The sequence below is a fragment of the Pseudoalteromonas sp. OF5H-5 genome (genome assembly GCF_021530695.1).
In the GTDB taxonomy this organism is placed as follows: Bacteria; Pseudomonadota; Gammaproteobacteria; order Enterobacterales; family Alteromonadaceae; genus Pseudoalteromonas.
Map to the genome: position 1 here is coordinate 204,472 of NZ_JAKGBF010000009.1, position 22,678 is coordinate 227,149.

Consider the following 22,678-nt stretch of genomic DNA (forward strand, 5'->3'; position numbering starts at 1 on the left):
GAAGCACTCCTCCCCATAAAACGAGTTTATGCGCTGCGTGAATGATTAGAATTATGGAAAACGCAGCGCCCCTTGAACGAAATAAATTGCAGTAACTTACACTTCTACCGCGAGCGCTACAGCTTCACCACCACCGATACATAGTGACGCTACGCCTTTTGATAAGCCGCGGTTTTTTAGTGCATGGATAAGTGTAACTAAGATGCGTGCACCGCTTGCACCGATTGGGTGACCTAGTGCACAAGCACCACCGTTGACGTTGACTTTGTTGCTATCTAACTGCATTTCGTTGATAGCTAACATAGTCACCATGGCAAACGCTTCGTTGATTTCCCAAAGGTCAACGTCTGCTGTCGACCAACCTGCTTTTTCAAGCAGCTTATTCATCGCACCGACTGGTGCCACGGTAAATTCAGCAGGCGCTTGTGAGTGAGTTGCATGGGCAACAATCTTACAAAGTGGTGTCAAACCGTGCTTTTTCGCTTCTGATTCACTCATTAAAATCAGCGCTGCTGCACCATCAGAAATAGACGAAGAGTTAGCAGCAGTGATAGTGCCGTCTTTTTTAAATGCTGGGCGAAGTGATGGAATTTTGTCTGGACGCGCGTTACCAGGTTGCTCGTCAGTATTAACCTCAACATCCCCCTTACGCGTACTCATTACATGAGGGGCAATTTCATTGCCAAAGCTGCCATTTTCGATTGCGGCGTTTGCTTTACTTAGTGAGCCAAGTGCAAATTCATCCATGTGCTCACGGGTAATGCCATATTCATCAGCAGTAGCTTGTGCGAAACAACCCATCGCTTTATTGTCATAAGCATCTTCTAAGCCATCAGCCATCATATGGTCTTTGATTTCGCCATGACCCATGCGCATTCCGCCACGGGCTTTTGGAATAAAGTAAGGTGAGTTAGTCATGCTTTCCATGCCACCAGCGATAGCAGAATTAATGCTACCTGAGCGGATGAGATCATGCGCGAACATCGCCGCTTTTAGACCCGAGCCGCACACCTTGTTAATAGTGGTTGCTCCCGTCGAGCGTGCAAGCCCCGCATGTAGCATCGCTTGACGCGCTGGCGCTTGACCTAGGCCTGCGGGTAGTACGCAACCCATGATAACTTCGTCTATACTCGCGTCACTAAGGCCTGTTTCATTCATTACTGCTTTAATTGCAGTCGCACCTAAGTCTGTCGCGGTTGCGTCAGATAGGCTTCCCATAAAGCCACCCATTGGTGTACGCTTAGCAGCGACGATGACAACAGCTTCGTTACTCATTGCAAAACTCCTGTTTACAAGCCAATCTTGGCTTGTTAAAAATTAACTCTGTATTCGAGCATACATAATATTTACGTTTACGCCAACGTAAATCTAAAATCAAGCCAAACGAGATCAGTGAAAGTGTAAAGCTAACTTGCACAAATTTGTTTCCAAGGCTTATTTTCTCTAGCTGTAATGAAGATTTGATGACAATTCGAACGGACAGATTATTCCTTTTATAAGACTAAAGAAGGATCTGCTATTCTTACTTTACCTTTACGTAAACTTCACTTATATTGGTCTAATCAGTGACGTTGTAAGTGTAAATAAAAATGCAAGAAATTAATGAACCTACCTATTCAATCAGCGAGTTAGCTAAAGAATTTGATATTACTACTCGCAGTATTCGTTTTTACGAAGACCAAGGACTCCTTTCTCCTAGGCGCCAAGGACAAACGCGTATTTACTCAAAACGTGACAAAGTTCGATTAAAACTGATCCTTCGCGGCAAACGTCTTGGTTTTACACTTGCTGAAACTGGCCGACTATTTGAGCTTTACGACGCCGACAAATCGAGCGAAAAGCAACTTAAAACCATGTTGCAACTCATTGAAGAGAAAAAAGCCGATTTAAGCCAACAGATGGACGACATTAAAGTTGTCTTAATGGAACTGGTGACGGCTGAGCGCCGTTGTCGCGACACCCTACACGAGCTCGAAAAATAAACTCTCACAACAGGATGAAGACCTATGAGCACAGTATCTTTATATAAAGAATTAAACTTTGGACTAGGCGAAACAGCAGACATGATCCGTGATCATGTCAATAGCTTTGCGACCAGTGAAATTGCCCCACTTGCTGAAAAAACAGATCAAGAAAATGCATTTCCAAATGAAATGTGGCCAAAGTTTGGCGAAATGGGCCTACTTGGGATCACCGTCGCTGAAGAATTTGGCGGCTCAAACATGGGTTATCTTGAACACGTTATCGCAATGGAAGAGATAAGCCGTGCGAGTGCATCAATTGGCTTAAGCTACGGCGCACACTCAAACCTATGTGTAAACCAAATTAACCGTAACGGTAACCAAGCCCAAAAAGAAAAATATCTACCAAAACTTATCAGCGGTGAACACATCGGTGCACTAGCAATGAGTGAGCCCAATGCTGGCTCTGACGTCGTGTCAATGAAACTGCGTGCTGAAAAGCAAGGTGACAAGTTCATCCTTAACGGTAATAAAATGTGGATCACCAATGGTCCAGATGCCGACGTTTTTGTGATTTACGCAAAAACGGATACCAATGCAGGCCCTCGCGGGATCACAGCCTTTATCGTCGAAAAAAGCTTCCCTGGTTTTTCAACGGCACAAAAGTTAGACAAACTTGGAATGCGTGGTTCAAACACCTGTGAGCTGGTATTCGAAAACTGCGAAGTACCTGCAGAAAACATCCTTGGCGAATACAACGAAGGCGTTAAGGTACTCATGAGTGGCCTTGACTACGAGCGTGTGGTGTTAGCAGGCGGTCCGCTTGGTATTATGCAGGCTTGTATGGATGTGGTAGTACCTTATATTCACGAGCGTAAACAATTTAACCAATCCATCGGTGAATTCCAGCTGGTGCAGGGCAAAGTTGCTGACATGTACACGCAAATGAACGCAGCACGCTCATACGTTTATACCGTGGCAAAAGCCTGTGACCGTGGCGAAACCACTCGTAAAGATGCTGCTGGTGCGATTTTATATGCCGCAGAACTTGCAACCAAACTTGCACTTGATGCCATTCAGCTACTAGGCGGAAACGGTTATATCAATGAATATCCTACAGGTCGACTACTTCGCGATGCCAAGCTGTATGAAATTGGCGCTGGTACGTCTGAGATCCGCCGTATGCTTATCGGACGTGAGCTATTCAACGAAAGTCGCTAGGAGTGCTACATGACGGTACTAAATTCTGCGGTTAATCCGCATGATCCCCAGTTCAAGGCAAACAACGATGCGATGGCATCGCTAGTTGCTGATCTTAAAGAGAAAGTCGCCACACTGAGCCAAGGTGGTGGTGAAGCGCTTATTGCCCGTCACCAAAGTCGTGGTAAATTATTTGTACGTGACCGAATTGAAACCTTGCTCGACGAGGGCTCGCCGTTTTTAGAAATTGGCCAATTCGCCGCGTTTGGCGTTTACGAGCAAGATATTCCTTGTGCTGGTGTGGTCGCCGGGATCGGACGCGTTAAAGGCGTTGAATGCATGATTGTGGCAAATGATGCGACGGTAAAAGGGGGAACCTATTTCCCTATTACCGTAAAAAAGCACCTACGAGCACAAGAAATCGCCGAGCGCTGCCATCTTCCTTGTATTTATTTAGTAGATTCTGGCGGTGCAAACTTGCCAGAACAAGATGAGGTGTTCCCAGACAAATTGCATTTTGGTCGGATTTTCTACAATCAAGCCCGTATGTCTGCAAAGGGGATCCCACAAATCGCAGTGGTCATGGGGTTATGTACCGCCGGCGGCGCGTATGTACCAGCAATGGCCGATGAAAGTATTATCGTCAAAGAACAAGGCACCATTTTCTTGGCAGGGCCACCACTTGTTAAAGCGGCCACGGGTGAAGAAGTGAGTGCTGAAGACTTAGGCGGCGCAGATGTTCACTGTAAAGTCTCAGGTGTAGCCGATCACTATGCAGAAAATGACGAGCATGCGCTTTCTATCGCAAGACAGTGCGTGTCACGCCTTAACCATCAGCGCCCTACTCGCCCGTTCCTGCAAGATGCCAAACCACCACGTTATGACATCAGTGAGGTGTATGGCATTGTCGGTACGGATCTGAAAAAACCGTTCGATGTACGCGAAGTCATTGCCCGTATCGTGGACGATTCCCAGTTTGATGAATTTAAACGCTACTTCGGCGAAACGCTCGTGACTGGTTTTGCTGAAATTTACGGTCACCCTGTAGGGATCGTAGCAAACAACGGTATTCTCTTTTCTGAATCCGCGCAAAAAGGCGCACACTTTATTCAACTCTGTGCACAGCGCAATATTCCGCTGCTATTTTTGCAGAACATTACTGGATTTATGGTTGGTCAAAAATACGAAGCGGAAGGTATCGCCAAGCACGGTGCGAAAATGGTAACTGCCGTTTCCTGTGCTGATGTGCCGAAGTTTACAGTATTGATTGGCGGCTCATATGGTGCTGGTAACTATGGCATGTGTGGTAGAGCGTACGAGCCAACCATGATGTGGATGTGGCCAAACGCACGGATCTCCGTAATGGGTGGTGAACAAGCTGCAGGCGTATTAACGCAGGTTAAACAAGATGGTTTAGCGCGTAAAGGCCTTAGCATGAGCGATGCCGAAGTGAGCGAATTTAAAAAGCCAATTATCGAGCAGTACGAAAAGCAAGGACACCCATACTATGCCAGCGCAAGGCTTTGGGACGATGGCGTTATCGACCCTGCGGATACGCGCACAGTACTTGGTCTTGCCTTAGAGGCTGCGAGCAATGCGCCGCAAAAAGAGTCTAAATTTGGCGTCTTCAGAATGTAAGGAGCACTTATGCCTGTCACTTTAAATATAACAAAAAGCAAAGTGGCGATTTTAGAGCTAAGTCGCCCAGAAAAACATAATGCCTTCAATGCGGAGGCGATTGCCGAACTCATTAAGAATATCGAATATGCCAGCGGCCTCGATGTCAGAGCGCTGGTATTAAAAACCGAAGGTAAACACTTTTCAGCGGGGGCTGATCTGGCGTGGATGAAATCCATGGCAGACAACGACTATGACGAAAACGTCGCTGATTCTTTAGAACTTGCTAAATTAATGCAAGTGCTGGCCACTTGCCCTCACCCAACGCTGTGTTTGGTGCAAGGTGCAGCTTTTGGCGGTGCACTCGGATTAATCGCCTGTTGCGATATCGCCATTGCAGAGCACAACTCTAAATTCTGTTTAAGCGAAGTCAAGCTTGGTCTTATTCCGGCAGTAATTAGTCCTTATGTCATTAAAGCCATTGGGGAACGCCAAGCGCGACGCTATTTTTTAACAGCCGAAGTATTCGATGGTGAAAAGGCGCTAGAAATGGGTTTAATTCACGAATTGAGCGATGATTTAGCAAAAAGCGAAGCGGATTTTCTCGAGACCTTGCTTAACAATGGCCCTGCTGCTGTGAAAAGTGCCAAAGCACTGATCAGCGAAGTTGCTGGTAAAGAAATAAATGAAGCGTTGATCGCCCATACCGCAAAGCGTATCGCTGAAATTAGAGTAAGTGACGAAGGCCAAGAAGGGCTTAGCGCCTTTTTCGATAAACGAGCACCACGCTGGCAAACCGCCGCAAGCGAATAGGAGTCAACATGCTAACTAAAATTCTAGTCGCGAACCGTGGTGAAATTGCCTGCCGCGTGATGCGCACCGCAAAGAAATTGGGCCTAACCACAGTGGCAGTTTATTCTGATGCAGATGCCAATGCGATGCATGTGAAAACAGCTGACGAAGCCTATCATATCGGTCCGGCACCAAGTAAAGAGTCTTATTTGGTCGCAGACCGAATTCTTGAAGTCGCCAAAGCGGCGGGCGTCGATTGCATCCACCCAGGTTATGGTTTTTTGTCTGAAAATGAAGTATTCGCAAAAGCGTGCGAAGCGGCAAACATTGCGTTTATCGGTCCGCTGGCAAGCTCTATTGAAGCGATGGGCTCTAAAACACGTGCCAAGGAAATCATGCATGACGCTAATGTGCCTTTAGTCCCTGGGTATTATGGCGACAAACAAGAAGATGATTTCTTACAGGCAGAAGCTGAAAAAATCGGCTTTCCGGTACTTATCAAAGCCGCTTACGGCGGTGGTGGTAAAGGGATGCGCGTGGTACGAGAAAGCAGCGAGTTTTTATCGGCGCTGCATGGCGCTAAACGTGAAGCTGCAGCGAGTTTTGGCAATAACTTAGTACTGCTTGAGCGGTTTGTTGATAAGCCTCGTCACGTTGAAGTACAAGTTTTTGCCGATAGTCACGGTAACTGTGTTTACCTTGGTGATAGAGACTGTTCACTACAGCGTCGTCACCAAAAGGTGATTGAAGAAGCGCCCGCGCCAGGTTTAAGTGATGCTATGCGCAAAGCTATGGGTGAAGCGGCAGTACGCTGTGCGCAAGCGATTAACTATCGTGGCGCAGGTACAGTAGAGTTCTTACTATGTGGCGATGAGTTCTTCTTTATGGAGATGAATACTCGCCTGCAAGTAGAGCACCCAGTGACAGAAATGGTAACTGATCTCGATTTAGTCGAGTGGCAACTGATGGTTGCTGCGGGTGAACAGCTACCGCTGACTCAGGAGCAGGTTTCGTTATCTGGTCATAGCTTTGAAGCGCGTATTTACGCAGAAGACCCTGAAGAAAACTTCATGCCGTTTTCAGGTGTACTTTCACATCTTAGCTTTCCTGAAGCCAAAGATGGCGTAAGAATTGACACCGGCGTGCAACAAGGCGATGAGATCAGTCCATTTTACGATCCTATGATCGCCAAGCTTATTGTTCATGGCAAAAATCGTGAACAAGCCTTATTGAAGTTAAAATCGAGTTTAGAGCAAGTACATCTGTGTGGTTTAAAATCCAATATTGCATTTTTGCATCACTTAGCAGGCCACCCTACTTTTACAGCAGGTGCACCTGATACCCACTTTATCGACACGCAAACTGAGGTACTAACTCAATCGAATACGCCGCTGGATAAAATGGTGTTATTAGCAAGTGCGGCCTATCTTAGCCACCAACAACCATGTAAAAACACGGTATGGGGAAACTTAGGCTTTAGGCTTAACCAAACCGCGAAAGTGGATTTACCATTTGCAGATCATGTCGCCTGTGCCTATCAATCTCAAGGTGGTTGGAAGGTTTCGTTTAACGAGCAAATCCACCAAATTGAATGTGCATTAAATGGACACCAGTTAACAGTGGTGATTGATGGTGCAAGGTTACACGCCAGTGCCATTGTGACCGAAACCGCGATCACTATTATGTATGGCCCGTATCAACATACCGTTGAACTCAAGTCAAAGCATTACATTAGCGATCATGAGCACGAAGCTGCACCGCTGGCAGCGCCATTGAACGGCACCGTGGTTAAGCATTTGTTAGCCGTCGGTACCCAAGTTAATAAAGGCGATGCCGTGGTGATAATCGAAGCCATGAAGATGGAATATACGCTCAATGCACCATTTGATGGCACGCTCACTTCATACTGCTTTGCAGAAGGCGAACTGGTTAGTCATGGTGATATGCTGGCGATTGTTGAGGAGCAAGACTAATGTCTCAGTATCCGGCTAACGTCAAAATTGTAGAAGTTGGCGCACGTGACGGCTTACAAAATGAGGTCAGTGTTGCTACAGAAGCTAAAATCTCGCTGGTTAACGCATTAAAAGACGCTGGTCTCAAGCACATAGAAGCAGGCGCGTTTGTGTCGCCCAAGTGGGTGCCACAAATGGCCGATTCTGCTGCGGTGATCCAAGGCTTTGAGCGTAGTGAAGGCGTTGAAATAAGCGCCCTAACGCCAAACCTTAAAGGCGCAGAGCTTGCACTAGAAAATCAAGTCGACGAATTTGCCATTTTTACTGCCGCCAGTGAGGCATTTACGCAAAAAAACATCAACTGCACGATTGAACAAAGTATTGAACGCTTTCATCCTGTTGTTGAACTTGCACAAAAAAACAACATAAAAGTAAGAGGTTATGTTAGCTGCGTGGTTGGTTGCCCATATCAAGGTGAAGTACAACCAGAGCAAGTTTTAGCGGTATGTAAACAATTGTTGTCACTTGGTTGTTATGAAATCAGCCTAGGCGACACTATAGGTGTTGGTACGCCTAAAAAAGTCCAGCAGCTGCTCACCTTGTTACTGCAACATATCCCTGCTAACAAGCTTGCGGTGCATTTCCATGATACCTACGGACAAGCATTAACGAATATTCACACGGCCCTGCAAATGGGGATCGCAACTGTTGATAGCGCCGTTGCAGGTCTCGGTGGTTGCCCTTACGCCAAAGGCGCGTCAGGAAATGTTGCCACTGAGGATGTAGTTTACTTGCTGCAAGGACTTGGCATTGAGTGTGGAATTGATTTAGAAAGGCTAGCAAAAGCAGGATGGACAATTTGTGATGCGCTAGGCAAGACACCAAGCAGTAAAGTGTCGTTAGCACTCAAACAAACTTGTCAATCTTAAAACAATAACATTATTAGGAGTGGGCTTATGGCCGGTTTCGATAAAGTCGTATCAAGCTACAGCGAAGCGATGGCGGGTCTTAAAGACGGCGATACCATCATCGCAGGTGGCTTTGGTTTGTGTGGTATTCCAGAAGGCTTAATTGCAGAAATTAAGCGCCTGCAAACAAAAGAACTTACCGTGGTTTCAAACAACTGTGGGGTCGACGACTTTGGTTTAGGTATTTTGCTTAAAGATCGTCAAATTAAGAAGATCATCGCCTCTTATGTTGGCGAAAATGCGCTGTTTGAACAACAACTTCTCGATGGCATTATTGACGTTGAATTAACACCACAAGGTACGCTTGCAGAGAAGATGCGCGCTGGTGGCGCTGGGATCCCAGCTTTTTACACGGCAACAGGATACGGTACTCCCGTTGCTGAAGGTAAAGAAGTAAAAGAATTTGATGGCCGACCATATATTTTGGAAGAATCAATTACCGGTGAGTTTGCTATTGTTAAGGCTTGGAAAGCAGATCGCTATGGCAACTTGGTGTTCCGCCACACAGCAATGAACTTTAACCCAATGGCAGCGACAGCCGGAAAAATCACCGTAGCGGAAGTTGAAGAAATCGTAGAACCGGGTGAACTTGAGCCGAGTCAAATCCACACCCCAGGTATTTATGTCAATCGCGTGATCAAAGGTGACTTTGAAAAACGTATTGAACGTGTCACAACGCGCAAATAGGAGGCAATCATGGGTTTAAATCGTGAACAAATTGCGATGCGCGTGGCGCAAGAGCTTGAAGACGGTTACTACGTTAACTTAGGCATAGGTATTCCAACCTTAGTGGCTAACTACGTACCACAAGGCATCGAAGTGATGCTGCAATCGGAAAATGGCTTGTTAGGTATGGGTCCCTACCCAACCGAAGACCAGGTTGATGCCGATATGATCAACGCGGGTAAAGAAACCGTGACAGCAGCGACAGGTGCAGCAATTTTTAATAGTGCGGAAAGCTTTGCCATGATCCGTGGTGGTCATGTAGACTTGACGGTACTAGGTGCATTTGAAGTTGATCAACAAGGCAATATCGCGTCTTGGATGATCCCGAAAAAATTAATCAAAGGCATGGGTGGTGCAATGGACTTAGTTGCTGGTGCACGCAACATCATAGTGACCATGACCCATGCTAGCAAACACGGCGATTCTAAATTGCTTGAATCATGCACATTGCCGCTAACTGGCGTAAATTGTGTTAAGAAAATCGTAACAGATTTAGCTGTGTTAGAAGTAAAAGACGGCGCATTCCATTTGCTAGAACGCGCACCGGGTGTTAGTGTTGATGAAATAATCAGCAAAACTGCAGGCAAGCTTATCGTCGACGGTGAGATCCCTGAAATGCAGTTTGAGGCGTCGTAAAACACACCCTAACTTACAAATGTACCGACCTCATTCCCAGTGCCAAAGGCGCTGAGTTACCCAAAACCCCTCGCAAGAGGGGTTTTTTTCACATGCCATCAAAGAAAAACTCCTTAGTCTACATCACTCTTCATGTCTAGTTGATGAATGTGATGATTTTTAAATAAAAAATTCAGTAGCCATTTACTTTTCAATCTCACCCCCTAAACTAGTAGAGATAGTTTTGGTTGGCATTGAATATTCACCTGCCAGTACAACTTAAAACTAAAAAGTTGCTGCTTTGAAGCATCGACTGAATATCAAGTTGACACAATATATTGATACCATAGCTTAGTAGCATAACGGTTCGGTTGGTTTATCTTAATTACAAGTATTGAGGCAGTATACTGTCGCTGTAACTAACATAAACCCATCATATATTTAGATAGTCATTCGGCTGATGTGATTGAAATGCATAAATCGAATGAATACGCTAAATAATCTAAACTAGACTAAGTAATTTTTGTGGCTTATGGCTAGCATATTTTACGACTGATAAAGTCATTCTAAGCCGCTAATGATTAGCATTAATAGCCAGATTACATTTTGCTTTGTTGCATAGTTAGTTTATGTCGAATTGTTATCACCCATTGTCTAGCGATTAATTCAGTATATCAGCTTGGTGTCGTATCACGATGAGAACAACAAGAGGATATCATGGGCAATCACCACGATAAGTACAGCATCGATAATACAGACTACACAGTTGGACAAGACAATGTTCAAAAGTGGGGATTTGACGTACATAACCCTGTATTTGGTGTAAGTGCTGGATTAATACTGGCGTTTTTAGTCGCCGTATTATTAGTTGATGCAAACACAGCTAAAACCACTTTAGACGGCATAAAGTGGGATATCATAGGTAACTTTGATGCCCTATTTATGTGGTCTGGTAATTTCTTTGTGCTATTTTGTTTGGTGCTCGTTTTATCGCCTTACGGTAAAATTCGTTTAGGTGGTGAAAACGCCAAACCAAGCTATACTCGGGCGTCATGGTTGGCGATGCTATTTGCAGCAGGTATGGGTATTGGTCTGATGTTTTGGGGTGTAGCGGAGCCTGTCGCCTATTACACTGGCTGGTACAAAACACCATTAAATGTTGCTGCAAACACACCTGAAGCGGCTGAACTTGCAATGGGCGCGACCATGTACCATTGGGGTTTACATCCTTGGGCTATTTACGCCGTTGTCGCGCTTTCTTTAGCATTCTTTGCCTACAATAAAGGCTTACCACTGTCGATCCGCTCAATCTTTTATCCTATTTTAGGAGACAGAGCTTGGGGTTGGCCGGGCCATATCATCGATATTCTCGCCGTTCTTGCTACCTTGTTTGGCCTTGCGACATCACTCGGTCTGGGCGCACAGCAAGCTGGTGCTGGGATCCAACATGTATTTGGCATAGAAGCAGGTCTCGGTCTAGAAATTGCCGTGATTGTGGGCGTTACTGCCCTTGCGATTATTTCGGTTGTTCGCGGTATTGATGGCGGTGTAAAGATACTTAGTAACGTTAATATGTTAATTGCATTTGTGTTATTAGTATTCGTTGGTATTGCAGGTTTTGCGATTGCCATGGGTAATATTCCGACGACTTTAATGGCCTATGTTGAAAACATCATTCCACTGAGTAACCCGCATGGTCGTGAAGATGAAGCATGGTTCCAAGGTTGGACCGTATTTTACTGGGCATGGTGGATTTCTTGGTCACCGTTTGTCGGTATGTTTATCGCACGCGTTTCTGAGGGGCGTACCATACGCGAGTTTATTACCGCAGTTTTATTAATCCCGACATTGGTAACCGTGATCTGGATGTCAATTTATGGTGGCCTTGCTATCGATCAGGTAAAAAATGGCATTGGCGCTCTAGGTACTGATGGCTTGACTGAAGTGCCACTGGCGATGTTCCAAATGTTTGAAAACCTACCGATGAGCGATTTACTCTCGTTCACGGCGATTGTACTTGTACTGGTTTTCTTCATCACCTCGTCGGATTCTGGTTCTTTGGTTATCGATAGTATTACCGCTGGTGGTAAAATAGATGCCCCAGTACCACAACGTATATTCTGGGCGAGTATTGAGGGTGCAATTGCTGCAGCGCTATTGTGGATCGGCGGTAAAGAGGCAATTGAAGCACTGCAAGCGGGTGCTATTTCAACAGGTTTACCGTTTACTTTTGTACTACTACTGATGTGTGTAAGTTTGATCCTCGGGCTTCGAACTGAGCCTAAAAGCTAACGGTCGTTAATCTCATTACAGGCGGAGCTTGGTGTATGCTCCGCCTTTTTGTTATTTGGGGTTAGCTCCACCAGCGTTTCACCATGTCTGATGGGTCTAAACAATATTGAGCTTGAGCTTGAAATAGCTCCGCCGTTGCTAACGCATCGGACAAGGCATGATGTGGCTGATAATAGGGAAGCCCATAGCGCTTTCTGCAGTCAGCTAAACGTACCGAAGGAATTGGTTTACGTTTGAGCTTATCAAGCCAGCCTCTGGCGTTGTTTATCGCTGACTTTTCAATTTCCATCGTATCAATCACTGGAAACTCAATACCCTCACCCAATCTCGCTTTTAGCGCAGAATCGAAAAATGACTTTTCGACAAACTGATAGTGCACCACTATGACTTTACCATGCAGCGAAGCAAACACTTCCTCAAGAATATCTTGCAGATCTGGCGCGCTTTCAACTTGTGAGTGTGTGATCCGGTGCAGTACCACAGACTCCTCAGCCAGCGGACTGGTTGGCTTCACTAACCAATGCTTCGCTTGAGCCAAGCGGATCCGTCGTAAGTCAAATGGTACGACGCCAACGCTCACAATATCATCGGTGTTTGGGTCGAGCCCTGTAGTTTCAAAATCAAGGGCAACAAACTCGCACTGGCTCAATTGCTGGTAAGGATCTACCACGCCTTGCTGATAAAATGCTTGAATTCTCGGGTCTTTCGACGTTTCTACCAAATGCTGAAAGCGATTTGGCCATGACATAATCTCGCCTTGCATATTACACCGCTACTTCATCATGGATTTGTTTTGATAGCGAAACTTTAAAAAGCTCTGTGCTTTGTCTAACACGCCAAAAGCTTCTTTAAGATTACGCTGTTCAAAATCAGAGAGTGTTTCAGGCGGCAAGCTGTTATCAGGCTTTTCGCCCTGCTCAATTTGCCATGCTTGGTGACGAATACGCATGATGGCAATATATTCAAGCGCAGCTTGCAAATCTAGCACCTTACCCTTTGGCAGTATATTTGCCTCATCAATATCTTCTAATCGCTCGAAGGAGTTTTGTTTTTTAGAACCAACGCCAAGGGCATGCACTCGAACCAAATCTGAAAGCGGTGCTGTGCCACGGCGCTTAATATTCATCGAACGCCTGTGCTCACCGTCTTGCTCAAGGACAAATCCATTAAAAAAGCCTAAAGGTGGCGTTCTTCTTAGCGCATTATGTGCCATCGCAGCCAAAAATTTAGGGGTGTTTTTGGCCTTTTTACTGATAAAAGCAGTAAGTTTTTCAGCCCATTTTGTTTCACCCCATACGCCTTCCAAATCAAAGAAAATTGAACTATTGAGTAATGCCTCAGGACTTGGGTTCTCTATCCAGTCTTCAAATTGTGCTAACCATTGGCTATAAGTTAGACGCCAAGCTGGGTTGCTTGCCATGATCCCACCATCGCAATATTTGTAGCCACAATTGGCTAGACCATCACACACAAACTTAGCCAACTTTTCGAAGTAAGCGCCATGCTCAGCGGGTTGATAACTGTCATCCAAGATCAGTGCATTATCTTGATCGGTCACAATTAACTGTTCGTCTCGAGCCATTGAACCAAGGGCAATAAAGCAGTAAGGAACTGGTGGCGGACCTAATTTTGCTTCCGCGAGTTCGAGTAACTTGTGTTTAAACGTTTTACCTATAATCGACATCGCAGAACCAATCATGTGTGAATTGGCGTCTTCATTCACCATCCGAGTAAAAATTGCAGGAAGCTGTTTGGCGTAACTACTCAAGTCTTCAACACTTTGCTGGTCCATTAGCCCTCTAACAAACAACAGGCTGCTTTGAGACTCATAGCGCAAAATATCGGATAGCGCGACCACTCCTATCGGTTTACGCTTATGAACAACGGGCAAATGATGCACATTGTCTCTTAGCATCAGCATCATGGCTTCGAAGACGTAGGCATTGGAGTCAACAATAATAAGATCGGTCGACATAATCTCAGAGACCGGAGTTTGATAATTCAGCCCCTCAGCGACTACTTTTGTGCGAAGATCTCTGTCACTGATAAGGCCAACCACCTGACCATCATCTTCATCTGGATCTTCGACAACTGGTTTCTCGGGGTCATAGATAAGTAGTGATGATACATGCTCTTTTGCCATCACTTGAGCTGCCTGCTGTACCGTGGTGTTGCGTTCAACGTATACCACATCGCGTAGCAATAGTTTACGCACTTTGGCCGTGGTCAAATCGTTGCTGTCAGCTTGCTCAGAAACCGTGATTTTTAGTCTAGCATTATCGTCTGCTTCAAAATAATCAGCAAACGCTTCATAAACGTCGCAATACTCATCAAAAATGCCTACAGGAATACAGTACACCAGCGTATCTTCAAGGCTTTGAGCGCCAAAACGAACTTTGCGATTCATCAATAAACCACGCTGGCCAAAGATCCCACCTGTGGAAATACGATTGTATAACTCACCTGAGCGCCGATAGAGCTCGACAGCACCAGATCGGATCACATACAGGTAAGTGATCTGCTCTCCATATTCCAAAATGCCGCTGCCCGCTCGGTAGTAACCTACTTCGACTTGACTTGCGAGTTTATGTAGTGCCTCTTGAGGCAAATCCGAAAACGGCGGGTAAGCTACTAAAAAATTGGCAATTTCCTGATGTTCAACTTCCATGGTTTGCCTTGATATAAAAAGGAATTTAACCCTATTGTGGGCAACGAGGGATAAATTTGCAATGAAAGCTGGTTTAACTAGGGTAATAAACTAAGGCTGCAGTCATAGTTTTTCAGCTGTTCACCACTACGCGCAGAAGACTCACTAGGATGCAATCGAATTTAGTAAAACTGAGGAATTGCGTTGTAATAGGTTAATTCCAATCCCTAATTAGTTTATTTTACTATGACTGCGTGCTAAAGCTAAATAAGTACAAACGCCAAATTTGACCTAAGTCACTTTAAAAACCAGCAAAACCGCCTCATACTAGTTATCTATAACTATTCGCAACAGGAACCGCACTCATGACTTATGAAGTCAATTTCGACGGCTTAGTAGGGCCAACACATAATTATGCCGGATTATCTTATGGTAATGTCGCGTCACTTTCTAACGCTACCAGCGTCTCTAATCCAAAAGAAGCGGCATTGCAAGGTCTTGAAAAGATGAAAGCAATGCATGATATTGGTCTAAAACAAGGGGTATTCGCACCTCATGCACGCCCGAGTTTAACCCCACTACGCCGCGTTGGCTTTTCAGGCACCGATGCACAGGTACTTGAAAAAGCGTATAAACACGACCCTATTTTGCTTCGAGCTTGTTACTCTGCCTCTGCAATGTGGACGGCTAATGCGGCGACTGTATCGCCTTCTATTGATTCCAGCGATGGTAAAGTACATTTCACAAGTGCTAATTTAAACTGCAAATTCCACCGTTCAATAGAGCCCGAAACCACCACGAATTTACTTCGTGCTATGTTCGCCAATGCGCAATATTTTGCACATCACCAGCATTTGCCTGAGCAGCCTTTTTTTGGCGATGAAGGTGCGGCAAACCACACTCGCCTCGCCGATAGTCATGGCAGTAAAGGTCTACAATTATTTGTGTACGGTTCAAGTGGCTTTAACAGCGATATAAAGGGTCCTACTAAATATCCTGCTCGGCAAACATTAGAAGCAAGCCAAGCGATTGCAAGACTACATCAATTAGATGATAGGCAAGCAATTTTTATCCAGCAAAACCCAAATGTGATTGATCAAGGCGTGTTCCATAATGACGTCATTGCAGTGGGCAATGAGAATGTGCTGTTTTGCCATGATCAAGCCTTCATCGATCAGACCACCAGTCTAACTAAAATTAGACAAGCGTATATCGGCGAAAAACCTTTACATATTGTAGAAGTTCCGACGCATGCAGTGAGTGTTGAAGACGCAGTAAAAAGCTACCTATTTAACTCACAATTGATCACCTTGCCATCAGGCGAGATGATGCTGGTTGCACCGGAGGAATGTGCGAAGAATGATAACGTTGCCGCGTATATCGAATATATGCTCGGTGCAAAAAATCCGATTTCGCAAGTACGCTTTTTTGACTTACGCCAAAGTATGCAAAATGGTGGTGGACCTGCATGTTTGCGATTACGTGTAGCACTCAATGAAGATGAGCTAAAAGCGGTAAATCCAGAAGTGATGATGAGTGAAGACAAATTTATTCAACTAAGCGCGTGGGTCAATAAACACTATCGCGATAAAGTCACAGAGCAGGATTTAGCTGATCCGAGCCTACTGCAAGAGTCCTATGCTGCACTAGATGAACTCACCCAACTACTTAATCTTGGTAGCGTTTATGACTTCCAACGCGCCTAATTTCAAGTTTTGCTTGTCAAACTGCAATTAATCTGAGGTTTAAAGGGAGTGATTTCACTCCCTTACTTTTTAGCAAGTACGTTAACCGCCCACGTCTCAAGCATACCGTCGCTATTTAGCGTTACTAAGGTGTCTGGGTTTGGGACATACATATCGACTACCGTTGCCCCCTCATTCTCAGTATGAATAGACCAAGTACCTAATTCTTCCCCGCTCTCATAGCGCCAGATGGAGAGGTGAGACTTTGACGATGATGTCGCAAGTAAGCCTGAGTCAGAAATAAATTTGGCCTTTCTAAACATCTTAAAACGCGCCATATACTTTAGCTCACTGAGCTGTTTTCCAGACTCAAAGTCTAGTATATGTTGCGCATTCAACCCATCTGAGACGAATAAGTGCTTGCCATCATGACTCACTGTTAAACTGGTAACACGATGACTAAATTGATGCTCATATAAAGGTTCTGGTGAGGCAAATTGCCAAAGGGCAACCAACCCATCTTGCGCGCCTGTAACAAAATAGTCGCCACTATTGTCAAACGCCAAATGCTCTATCGGTCGAGTATGTGGCATAAAACGATTGTTTAACTTAGTGAATAGATCCGCCATATTGAGTGAGCCATCATCCATCGCAACAAGCAAACGCTGATTGTTATGGGAAAGCGTTAAAGCAGAGATTGAAGCTAGTGGACTCACCCCTGCAAAAGGTACGTTCGTTATCAACTTTTGCTTTGGAACAGACCAAATTGAGATAAGGTTTTCACCTGCCACGATGAGCATTTCCTTATCATCTGACAGCAAAACTTCTTTAACTGGTGTTTTTATTTTGTCTTTGGGTACTGAGAATATGACAGACTGATTGGCATTGTCATAAATATGGATTTCAGCATTACTGTCTAATGTTACGCTCCACTTTCCATCTTTAGAAAAATGCCCGAGTATTATGCCATTTTGCGTCAACTGGCTTGTTACCCCTTTACTAATTTCAGGCTGCGATCCACACCCTACTAAAAATAAAGCGAACCAAGCTAGTGATATTAAACGAGACATCTTAAACCCTTAGCACATAATACATTTATTTCATTTACTGGCTTTACATATCGGCCGTTAGCAGACAAACTTAACTTATTGTGAATAATTTTAGACTGCATATGATGTATTTTAGCATGACAAAGTCACTTATTAAGCAAACTTTCGTTGTCTTAGCCGCAATGATTTTACTCTCAGCGTGCGGCTCAGAGGATAATGTCAGTGGTGACAAGGACACTCCTGGATATGCCGCAACAATGTATTTTGACGCACTCTATAATCAAAAAGATTTAGATGCTGCAATGAAAATCGCCACTCCCCGTCACGCGCGTATCATGCGCTCTTACGGTACTGCGTCGCAATTCGCCAGAAATTTAGTGAATATGCAATACGATGAAGTCACCATAGAAGTTGATATGACCAATCAAAGTCTGCGCGAACAGTATGGCGACAGCGCAAAAATTAATTTAATTTTTACAGGTCAGCTCCACGGTGAGCAAGTAGACGACATGCGTAGTGTCAGTATGGTGCGCAAAAAAGGCAAATGGTACGTAGACAAGGTACTAGCCGACCCCTTTGCACGTTAACTCAAGAATAAGAAAGGAAAGCCCCGTTGTCGGGGCTTTTTTAACAAATTAGCCAAAATCCTCCGTCACAACAAACTAGTTGGGCGCTTTTGCATCAACAGCAATCGCTTTTGCAACTAGCGTTTCAATACAAAAGATGGTTTCAGAACTCTTATCATCAATCACCTTGTCGTCCATTGCGATACTGAGTTTTTCATTCAATGTCTTACCCACCAGTTTCACGCTATTTTGTTTACACCACTTACGATATTTTGCCATTAGTGGAGCGTGCGCCTTTTCCAGTAAATAAGCATGCTCAACCGTATCTATCGCAGAGTGTTTTACCACGGCGCACAGATGCGAGATACGTTCACGGGTCGAGTTATGATCAGAAACATTGCTACATACCTGCACCGCCAATTTGTCGCTTGGCGCTTTGAGCCACTTACCAACAGGAAACGCCATACGCTTTAGCAAAAATGCCAGAGGTGCTGCGGTAAAGTTATCGCAAAATGCATAAATAGCCTTACTTGCTTCGTTAAGACAGTGATCTAAGGCAAACTTTACCAGCGGTAAGTCCCCTTGCTGACGGCCATCATCTTCGTATTTTTTTAATACGCACGAGGCGATATAAAGAAAGCTCAGGACATCTCCTAATTTTGCAGAGAGCATTTCTCTACGTTTTAGTGACCCGCCTAGCTTTAACATAGCGATATCGCTATACACAGAAAGCGCTTGGCTCAACCATGTTAGCCGTCGGTAATACGCCGCCACATCACCACCAACTGGCGCACGTTCGAAACGTGCAAGTGTGAAGCCATTAAAAAATGCCTTAAGCCCATTCATAGAGGTATGCTGCAAGTGTTTGCAAAGCACTTCATCAAACTCTTTCAATGCGATTAATTGATCTTCTTGCTGTACGATACTCATTTCTTTGAGTATGAAAGGATGGCAACGCGTTGCACCTTGACCAAAAATCATCAAGCTTCGCGTTAAAATATTGGCGCCCTCAACGGTAATAGAAATCGGCATCCCCATATAATTGTGGGCAAGATAATTCATTTCCCCCATTTGAATGGCTTTGCCGCCATGAATATCCATCGCATCATTCAATGCCACCCTTGCATGCTCTGTGAGATGATACTTGGCAATCGCAGTGACTACCGAAGGGCTTTGCTTTAAATCAATTGCCAACGCAGTGGTTTGTCTCACCGCTTCAATAAGATAGCTATAGCCGTAAATTCTGGCTAACGCGCTTTGCACTCCTTCAAAGGCAGAGATAGGTACACCAAATTGACGACGGACACCAGCGTAAGCCGAAGTCGTTCTGGCACTTAATTGAGCGGTTCCCGCGCTCAGTGCAGGCAAAGATATCCCCCGCCCAGCACTTAAACACGACACCAACATGCGCCACCCTTTGCCGATACCTGACTGTTCGCCTATCACCCAAGCCATTGGAATAAAAACATCTTCACCACTGGTTGTACCATTCATAAAAGCTTGCCCCAGCGGATTATGTCGATCTCCAGTTTTTACGCCTTCATGTGCCGTAGGAATAAGTGCACAAGTGATCCCAAGCTCTACTTTATTTGAAAGCAATTGATCCGGGTCGTAAGCCTTAAACGCAAGTCCTAATACATCAGCGACGGGCGCCAGCGTGATGTATCGTTTTTGCCAAGTTACCGCAAGTCCAATTTGCTTTTCTCCCTCAAATTCTCGCTCACACACAATCGCAAAGTCTTGAATGCTACCAGCATCCGATCCCGCCTCTTGAGAGGTCAATGCAAAACAAGGTAGCGCCTCACCCGAGGCAAGCTTTGGCAGCCAAGTATTCTGCTGATCATTGGTCCCGTAATGAAGCAGCAGCTCCGCAGGACCTAAACTATTTGGCACCATCACGGTCACTGCCGTAGACAAGCTACGGCTGGCTATTTTTGCAACGATGGTGGAGTTCGCCTGAGCACTAAATTCCCGACCACCAAAAGCCTTTGGAATAATAAAAGCAAAAAAACCCTTTTCTTTTAAAAATTGCCAAACTTCTTCAGGCAGGTCTTGAGCCTCAGATATTTTTTCTTCATCAAGCATTTTTAGCAGCGTGTGTAATTCGTTATCTATAAATGCCTGTTCTTCATCGCTCAGCTTTGGTTTATCATTACTTAACCACTTTCGCCAATTCGGCTTACCCGAAAACAACGCGCCATCCCACCAGATACTCCCTGCTTCCATCGCTTCTCGCTCGGTTTGGGAGAGTTCAGGTAATGATGTTTTGAAATAATTAAAGAGCGGTTTAGTGATCAACTTAACCCTGATATCACGGACACAAAATACCACCACTATGGCCAATATCACCAATAAAACTAAAGTCATATGCACTCCTTTTTGCAGGCTTCAAATACGGCCTTTTGATACAATTGACTGCCTTAATTATGGTTAATAATCACACTAACTCAACTTTTATCTGCGCTCGCATCTCTTTGTTTGTCCATCGCAAAATTGTCGTTTTAAAGTCGTCCTGCTATTATTCTTGCCACCACAGCAAAAAATGATGCTTTGCTGCGCGTAAAAGCCGCGCTCACTACGATTAGTTGTTCATACGACTAATACTAATTGGATTAATTTTAGCAGTTAACCCAATTAGCGTAGCTGGCTATAGATACTGAAATGCCGTCTAGCGTTAAGTCGGCTCGTGTATTCATTAAAACAACAAGTGAACCCTATGAAACCAAGATTTAAGTTAAGTGTTGGCGCACTCATTGTTGCCAGTACTTTTGCACTCTCTGCCTGCAAATCCACTGAAACTACAAATAAAGCGTTATCAGAAGCCGATGCAGTAGCATTTTTAGATAAGGCGTCAGAACAGTTGGTTGACCTTAACTTCCGCTCTAGCCGCTCAGCTTGGATTTACGCGAACTTTATTACTCACGATACCGCTTCATTTGCTGCGGACGTTAATGAGGAATACACCGCTGCGCTCGTGGAGCTTGCTAACCAAGCTGCACAATTTGATGGCTCGACGTTAAACGAAGATACTCGCCGCAAGCTTGACAAATTGAAGCTAAACCTGACATTACCTGCACCAAAAGATGCTGACAAAACAGCGGAACTTGCAAAGCTCACTGCAGAGCTTGATGGTATGTACGGCAAGGGCAAATACTGTAAAGATGATGGCACTTGCCTAAGCCTTGGCGACATGACGGCTAAGATGGCGAATAGTCGCGACTATGAAGAGCTTTTAGACATCTGGCAAGGTTGGCGAGAAGTGTCAAAGCCGATGCGTCCACTCTATGAAAAGCAAGTGGTACTTACCAATGAAGGTGCTAATGAGCTTGGCTACGCAGACACAGGCGCCATGTGGCGCAGTAAGTACGACATGCCAGCGGACGACTTTGCAAAAGAACTTGACCGTACTTGGAACCAAGTAAAGCCGCTATATGATTCGCTGCACTGTCATGTTAGAGCCAAGCTTGGCGAGAAATACGGCGAAGATAAAGTGCCTCAAGACCAGCCTATTCCTGCACACTTGCTTGGCAATATGTGGGCACAAAGCTGGGGCAATATCTATGACTTAGTCGCGCCAGAAAACGCAGATCCGGGTTATGATGTAACGGCGCTACTGGCTAAACACAATTACGACGAAATCAAAATGGTAAAAGGTGCAGAAAAGTTCTTCACCTCTATGGGTTTTGCCCCATTACCTGAGACTTTCTACGAACGTTCTTTATTTATTAAACCACAAGACCGCGACGTACAATGTCATGCATCAGCATGGAACTTAGATGCCAAAGACGACCTACGCATCAAAATGTGTATCCAACGCACCGGTGAAGAGTTCTCAGTTATCCACCATGAACTAGGCCATAACTTCTATCAGCGCGCTTACAATCAACAGCCTGTGTATTACCAAGAAAGTGCCAACGATGGCTTCCACGAAGCTATCGGCGACACCATCGCGCTATCTGTAACACCTGGCTACTTAAAGCAAATTGGTTTGTTGGATAACGTACCGGATGAGTCAAAAGATATCGGTCTATTGATGAAGATGGCACTCGACAAAGTTGCATTTATTCCATTCGGTCTACTTGTCGACCAATGGCGCTGGAAAGTATTCTCTGGTGAGATTTCTCCAGCAGAGTACAACCAAGCGTGGTGGGAATTAAGAGAGAAATATCAAGGTGTTAAAGCACCAATTTCACGTACAGAAAATGACTTTGACCCAGGTGCAAAATACCACGTACCTGGTAATGTGCCTTACACTCGTTACTTCCTAGCGCATATTTTGCAGTTCCAATTCCACAAATCACTTTGTGAAATTGCTGGAAGCAAAGAAGCCATTCACCGCTGTTCTGTTTACAACTCGAAAGCAGCTGGTGAGCGTTTAAATGCCATGCTTGAAATGGGCAGCAGCAAACCTTGGCAACAAGCACTTAAAACGCTAACAGGTAAAGATGAAATGGATGCAACAGCAGTACTTGACTACTTTGCACCATTGCAAAAATACCTAGATGAGCAAAATAAAGGCCGTAATTGCGGCTGGTAATTGCTAGCAAATAGAGATTCAGAAACGGGCACACTCAATCGTGCCCGTTTTATATTGGTTTAATTTTGTTA

The 22,678-nt window shown here is 44.8% G+C and carries 17 protein-coding genes; 12 read left to right on the forward strand and 5 right to left on the reverse strand.

The genetic code is table 11. The annotated features are described in order from the left end of the window. Positions 1–96: 96 nt before the first annotated feature. Positions 97–1,275, reverse strand: a complete 1,179-nt coding sequence (locus tag L1271_RS14850) for a thiolase family protein (protein WP_010378626.1) — start codon at positions 1,273–1,275, stop codon at positions 97–99. A 314-nt stretch (positions 1,276–1,589) separates the two neighbouring features. Here L1271_RS14850 and L1271_RS14855 point away from each other — a divergent pair, with 314 nt between their 5' ends. The 9 genes from L1271_RS14855 to L1271_RS14895 all read left to right on the forward strand — a co-directional run bounded on the left by L1271_RS14855 (position 1,590) and on the right by L1271_RS14895 (position 12,123). Further along, complete coding sequence (locus L1271_RS14855) at positions 1,590–1,982, forward strand: MerR family transcriptional regulator (RefSeq protein ID WP_010378624.1); 393 nt, start codon at positions 1,590–1,592, stop codon at positions 1,980–1,982. Positions 1,983–2,006: 24 nt separating this feature from the next. Continuing rightward, entirely contained in the window at positions 2,007–3,182 is a 1,176-nt protein-coding gene (locus tag L1271_RS14860; RefSeq protein ID WP_010378622.1) for an isovaleryl-CoA dehydrogenase, read from the forward strand. Positions 3,183–3,191: 9 nt separating this feature from the next. Then, on the forward strand, positions 3,192–4,799 hold the full coding sequence (locus tag L1271_RS14865; RefSeq protein ID WP_235368163.1) for a carboxyl transferase domain-containing protein: 1,608 nt from the start codon (positions 3,192–3,194) through the stop codon (positions 4,797–4,799). A gap of 9 nt (positions 4,800–4,808) precedes the next feature. After that, complete coding sequence (locus tag L1271_RS14870) at positions 4,809–5,591, forward strand: enoyl-CoA hydratase-related protein (RefSeq protein WP_235368164.1); 783 nt, start codon at positions 4,809–4,811, stop codon at positions 5,589–5,591. An 8-nt stretch (positions 5,592–5,599) separates the two neighbouring features. Then, positions 5,600–7,543, forward strand: coding sequence for an acetyl/propionyl/methylcrotonyl-CoA carboxylase subunit alpha (locus L1271_RS14875; protein ID WP_102056922.1), 1,944 nt, complete (start codon positions 5,600–5,602; stop codon positions 7,541–7,543). Further along, positions 7,543–8,451: a hydroxymethylglutaryl-CoA lyase gene (locus L1271_RS14880; RefSeq protein ID WP_102056923.1), complete on the forward strand. Its 909-nt coding sequence runs from the start codon at positions 7,543–7,545 to the stop codon at positions 8,449–8,451. The genes L1271_RS14875 and L1271_RS14880 overlap by 1 nt, the downstream gene beginning before the upstream one ends. Before the next feature lie 27 nt (positions 8,452–8,478). After that, on the forward strand, positions 8,479–9,177 hold the full coding sequence (locus L1271_RS14885) for a CoA transferase subunit A (protein ID WP_010378612.1): 699 nt from the start codon (positions 8,479–8,481) through the stop codon (positions 9,175–9,177). A 9-nt stretch (positions 9,178–9,186) separates the two neighbouring features. After that, the gene (locus tag L1271_RS14890; protein WP_010604942.1) at positions 9,187–9,852 is read left to right on the forward strand and encodes a CoA transferase subunit B; all 666 of its coding nucleotides are present in this window, start codon (positions 9,187–9,189) and stop codon (positions 9,850–9,852) included. Between the two features lie 696 nt (positions 9,853–10,548). Then, positions 10,549–12,123, forward strand: coding sequence for a BCCT family transporter (locus tag L1271_RS14895; protein ID WP_010604943.1), 1,575 nt, complete (start codon positions 10,549–10,551; stop codon positions 12,121–12,123). 61 nt (positions 12,124–12,184) lie between these two features. Here the strand turns inward: L1271_RS14895 and L1271_RS14900 are convergent, their stop codons facing one another. Both L1271_RS14900 and L1271_RS14905 read right to left on the reverse strand, forming a co-directional pair. Next, positions 12,185–12,886 carry a 3'-5' exonuclease gene (locus tag L1271_RS14900; protein ID WP_010604944.1) on the reverse strand — a complete coding sequence of 234 codons (702 nt, stop codon included), beginning with the start codon at positions 12,884–12,886 and terminating at the stop codon, positions 12,185–12,187. A gap of 9 nt (positions 12,887–12,895) precedes the next feature. Then, entirely contained in the window at positions 12,896–14,791 is a 1,896-nt protein-coding gene (locus L1271_RS14905; protein ID WP_235368165.1) for a DUF294 nucleotidyltransferase-like domain-containing protein, read from the reverse strand. Between the two features lie 344 nt (positions 14,792–15,135). On the opposite strand from L1271_RS14905, the gene astB reads away from it, so the two are divergent. Next, a complete protein-coding gene (gene astB / locus L1271_RS14910; RefSeq protein ID WP_235368166.1) occupies positions 15,136–16,476 on the forward strand; it encodes an N-succinylarginine dihydrolase in 1,341 nt (446 codons plus the stop codon). Positions 16,477–16,538: 62 nt separating this feature from the next. Here the strand turns inward: astB and L1271_RS14915 are convergent, their stop codons facing one another. Next, a complete protein-coding gene (locus tag L1271_RS14915; RefSeq protein WP_235368167.1) occupies positions 16,539–17,525 on the reverse strand; it encodes a WD40 repeat domain-containing protein in 987 nt (328 codons plus the stop codon). A 116-nt stretch (positions 17,526–17,641) separates the two neighbouring features. Here L1271_RS14915 and L1271_RS14920 point away from each other — a divergent pair, with 116 nt between their 5' ends. Further along, positions 17,642–18,091: a hypothetical protein gene (locus L1271_RS14920; RefSeq protein ID WP_039497631.1), complete on the forward strand. Its 450-nt coding sequence runs from the start codon at positions 17,642–17,644 to the stop codon at positions 18,089–18,091. 75 nt (positions 18,092–18,166) lie between these two features. Here the strand turns inward: L1271_RS14920 and L1271_RS14925 are convergent, their stop codons facing one another. Continuing rightward, a complete protein-coding gene (locus L1271_RS14925) occupies positions 18,167–20,437 on the reverse strand; it encodes an acyl-CoA dehydrogenase (RefSeq protein ID WP_235368168.1) in 2,271 nt (756 codons plus the stop codon). Between the two features lie 349 nt (positions 20,438–20,786). Here L1271_RS14925 and L1271_RS14930 point away from each other — a divergent pair, with 349 nt between their 5' ends. Beyond that, on the forward strand, positions 20,787–22,607 hold the full coding sequence (locus L1271_RS14930; protein WP_102056927.1) for a M2 family metallopeptidase: 1,821 nt from the start codon (positions 20,787–20,789) through the stop codon (positions 22,605–22,607). Positions 22,608–22,678: the final 71 nt, after the last annotated feature.

Excerpts from the sequence above, each read along its gene's own strand:
- L1271_RS14920 (WP_039497631.1), top strand. The coding sequence starts at position 17,642 with ATGACAAAGTCACTTATTAAGCAAACTTTCGTTGTCTTAGCCGCAATG.
- L1271_RS14860 (WP_010378622.1), top strand. The coding sequence starts at position 2,007 with ATGAGCACAGTATCTTTATATAAAGAATTAAACTTTGGACTAGGCGAA.
- L1271_RS14850 (WP_010378626.1), bottom strand. The coding sequence starts at position 1,275 with ATGAGTAACGAAGCTGTTGTCATCGTCGCTGCTAAGCGTACACCAATG.
- L1271_RS14855 (WP_010378624.1), top strand. The coding sequence starts at position 1,590 with ATGCAAGAAATTAATGAACCTACCTATTCAATCAGCGAGTTAGCTAAA.
- L1271_RS14895 (WP_010604943.1), top strand. The coding sequence starts at position 10,549 with ATGGGCAATCACCACGATAAGTACAGCATCGATAATACAGACTACACA.
- astB (WP_235368166.1), top strand. The coding sequence starts at position 15,136 with ATGACTTATGAAGTCAATTTCGACGGCTTAGTAGGGCCAACACATAAT.
- L1271_RS14915 (WP_235368167.1), bottom strand. The coding sequence starts at position 17,525 with ATGTCTCGTTTAATATCACTAGCTTGGTTCGCTTTATTTTTAGTAGGG.
- L1271_RS14865 (WP_235368163.1), top strand. The coding sequence starts at position 3,192 with ATGACGGTACTAAATTCTGCGGTTAATCCGCATGATCCCCAGTTCAAG.
- L1271_RS14875 (WP_102056922.1), top strand. The coding sequence starts at position 5,600 with ATGCTAACTAAAATTCTAGTCGCGAACCGTGGTGAAATTGCCTGCCGC.
- L1271_RS14890 (WP_010604942.1), top strand. The coding sequence starts at position 9,187 with ATGGGTTTAAATCGTGAACAAATTGCGATGCGCGTGGCGCAAGAGCTT.
- L1271_RS14870 (WP_235368164.1), top strand. The coding sequence starts at position 4,809 with ATGCCTGTCACTTTAAATATAACAAAAAGCAAAGTGGCGATTTTAGAG.
- L1271_RS14905 (WP_235368165.1), bottom strand. The coding sequence starts at position 14,791 with ATGGAAGTTGAACATCAGGAAATTGCCAATTTTTTAGTAGCTTACCCG.
- L1271_RS14900 (WP_010604944.1), bottom strand. The coding sequence starts at position 12,886 with ATGCAAGGCGAGATTATGTCATGGCCAAATCGCTTTCAGCATTTGGTA.
- L1271_RS14885 (WP_010378612.1), top strand. The coding sequence starts at position 8,479 with ATGGCCGGTTTCGATAAAGTCGTATCAAGCTACAGCGAAGCGATGGCG.
- L1271_RS14930 (WP_102056927.1), top strand. The coding sequence starts at position 20,787 with ATGAAACCAAGATTTAAGTTAAGTGTTGGCGCACTCATTGTTGCCAGT.
- L1271_RS14880 (WP_102056923.1), top strand. The coding sequence starts at position 7,543 with ATGTCTCAGTATCCGGCTAACGTCAAAATTGTAGAAGTTGGCGCACGT.
- L1271_RS14925 (WP_235368168.1), bottom strand. The coding sequence starts at position 20,437 with ATGACTTTAGTTTTATTGGTGATATTGGCCATAGTGGTGGTATTTTGT.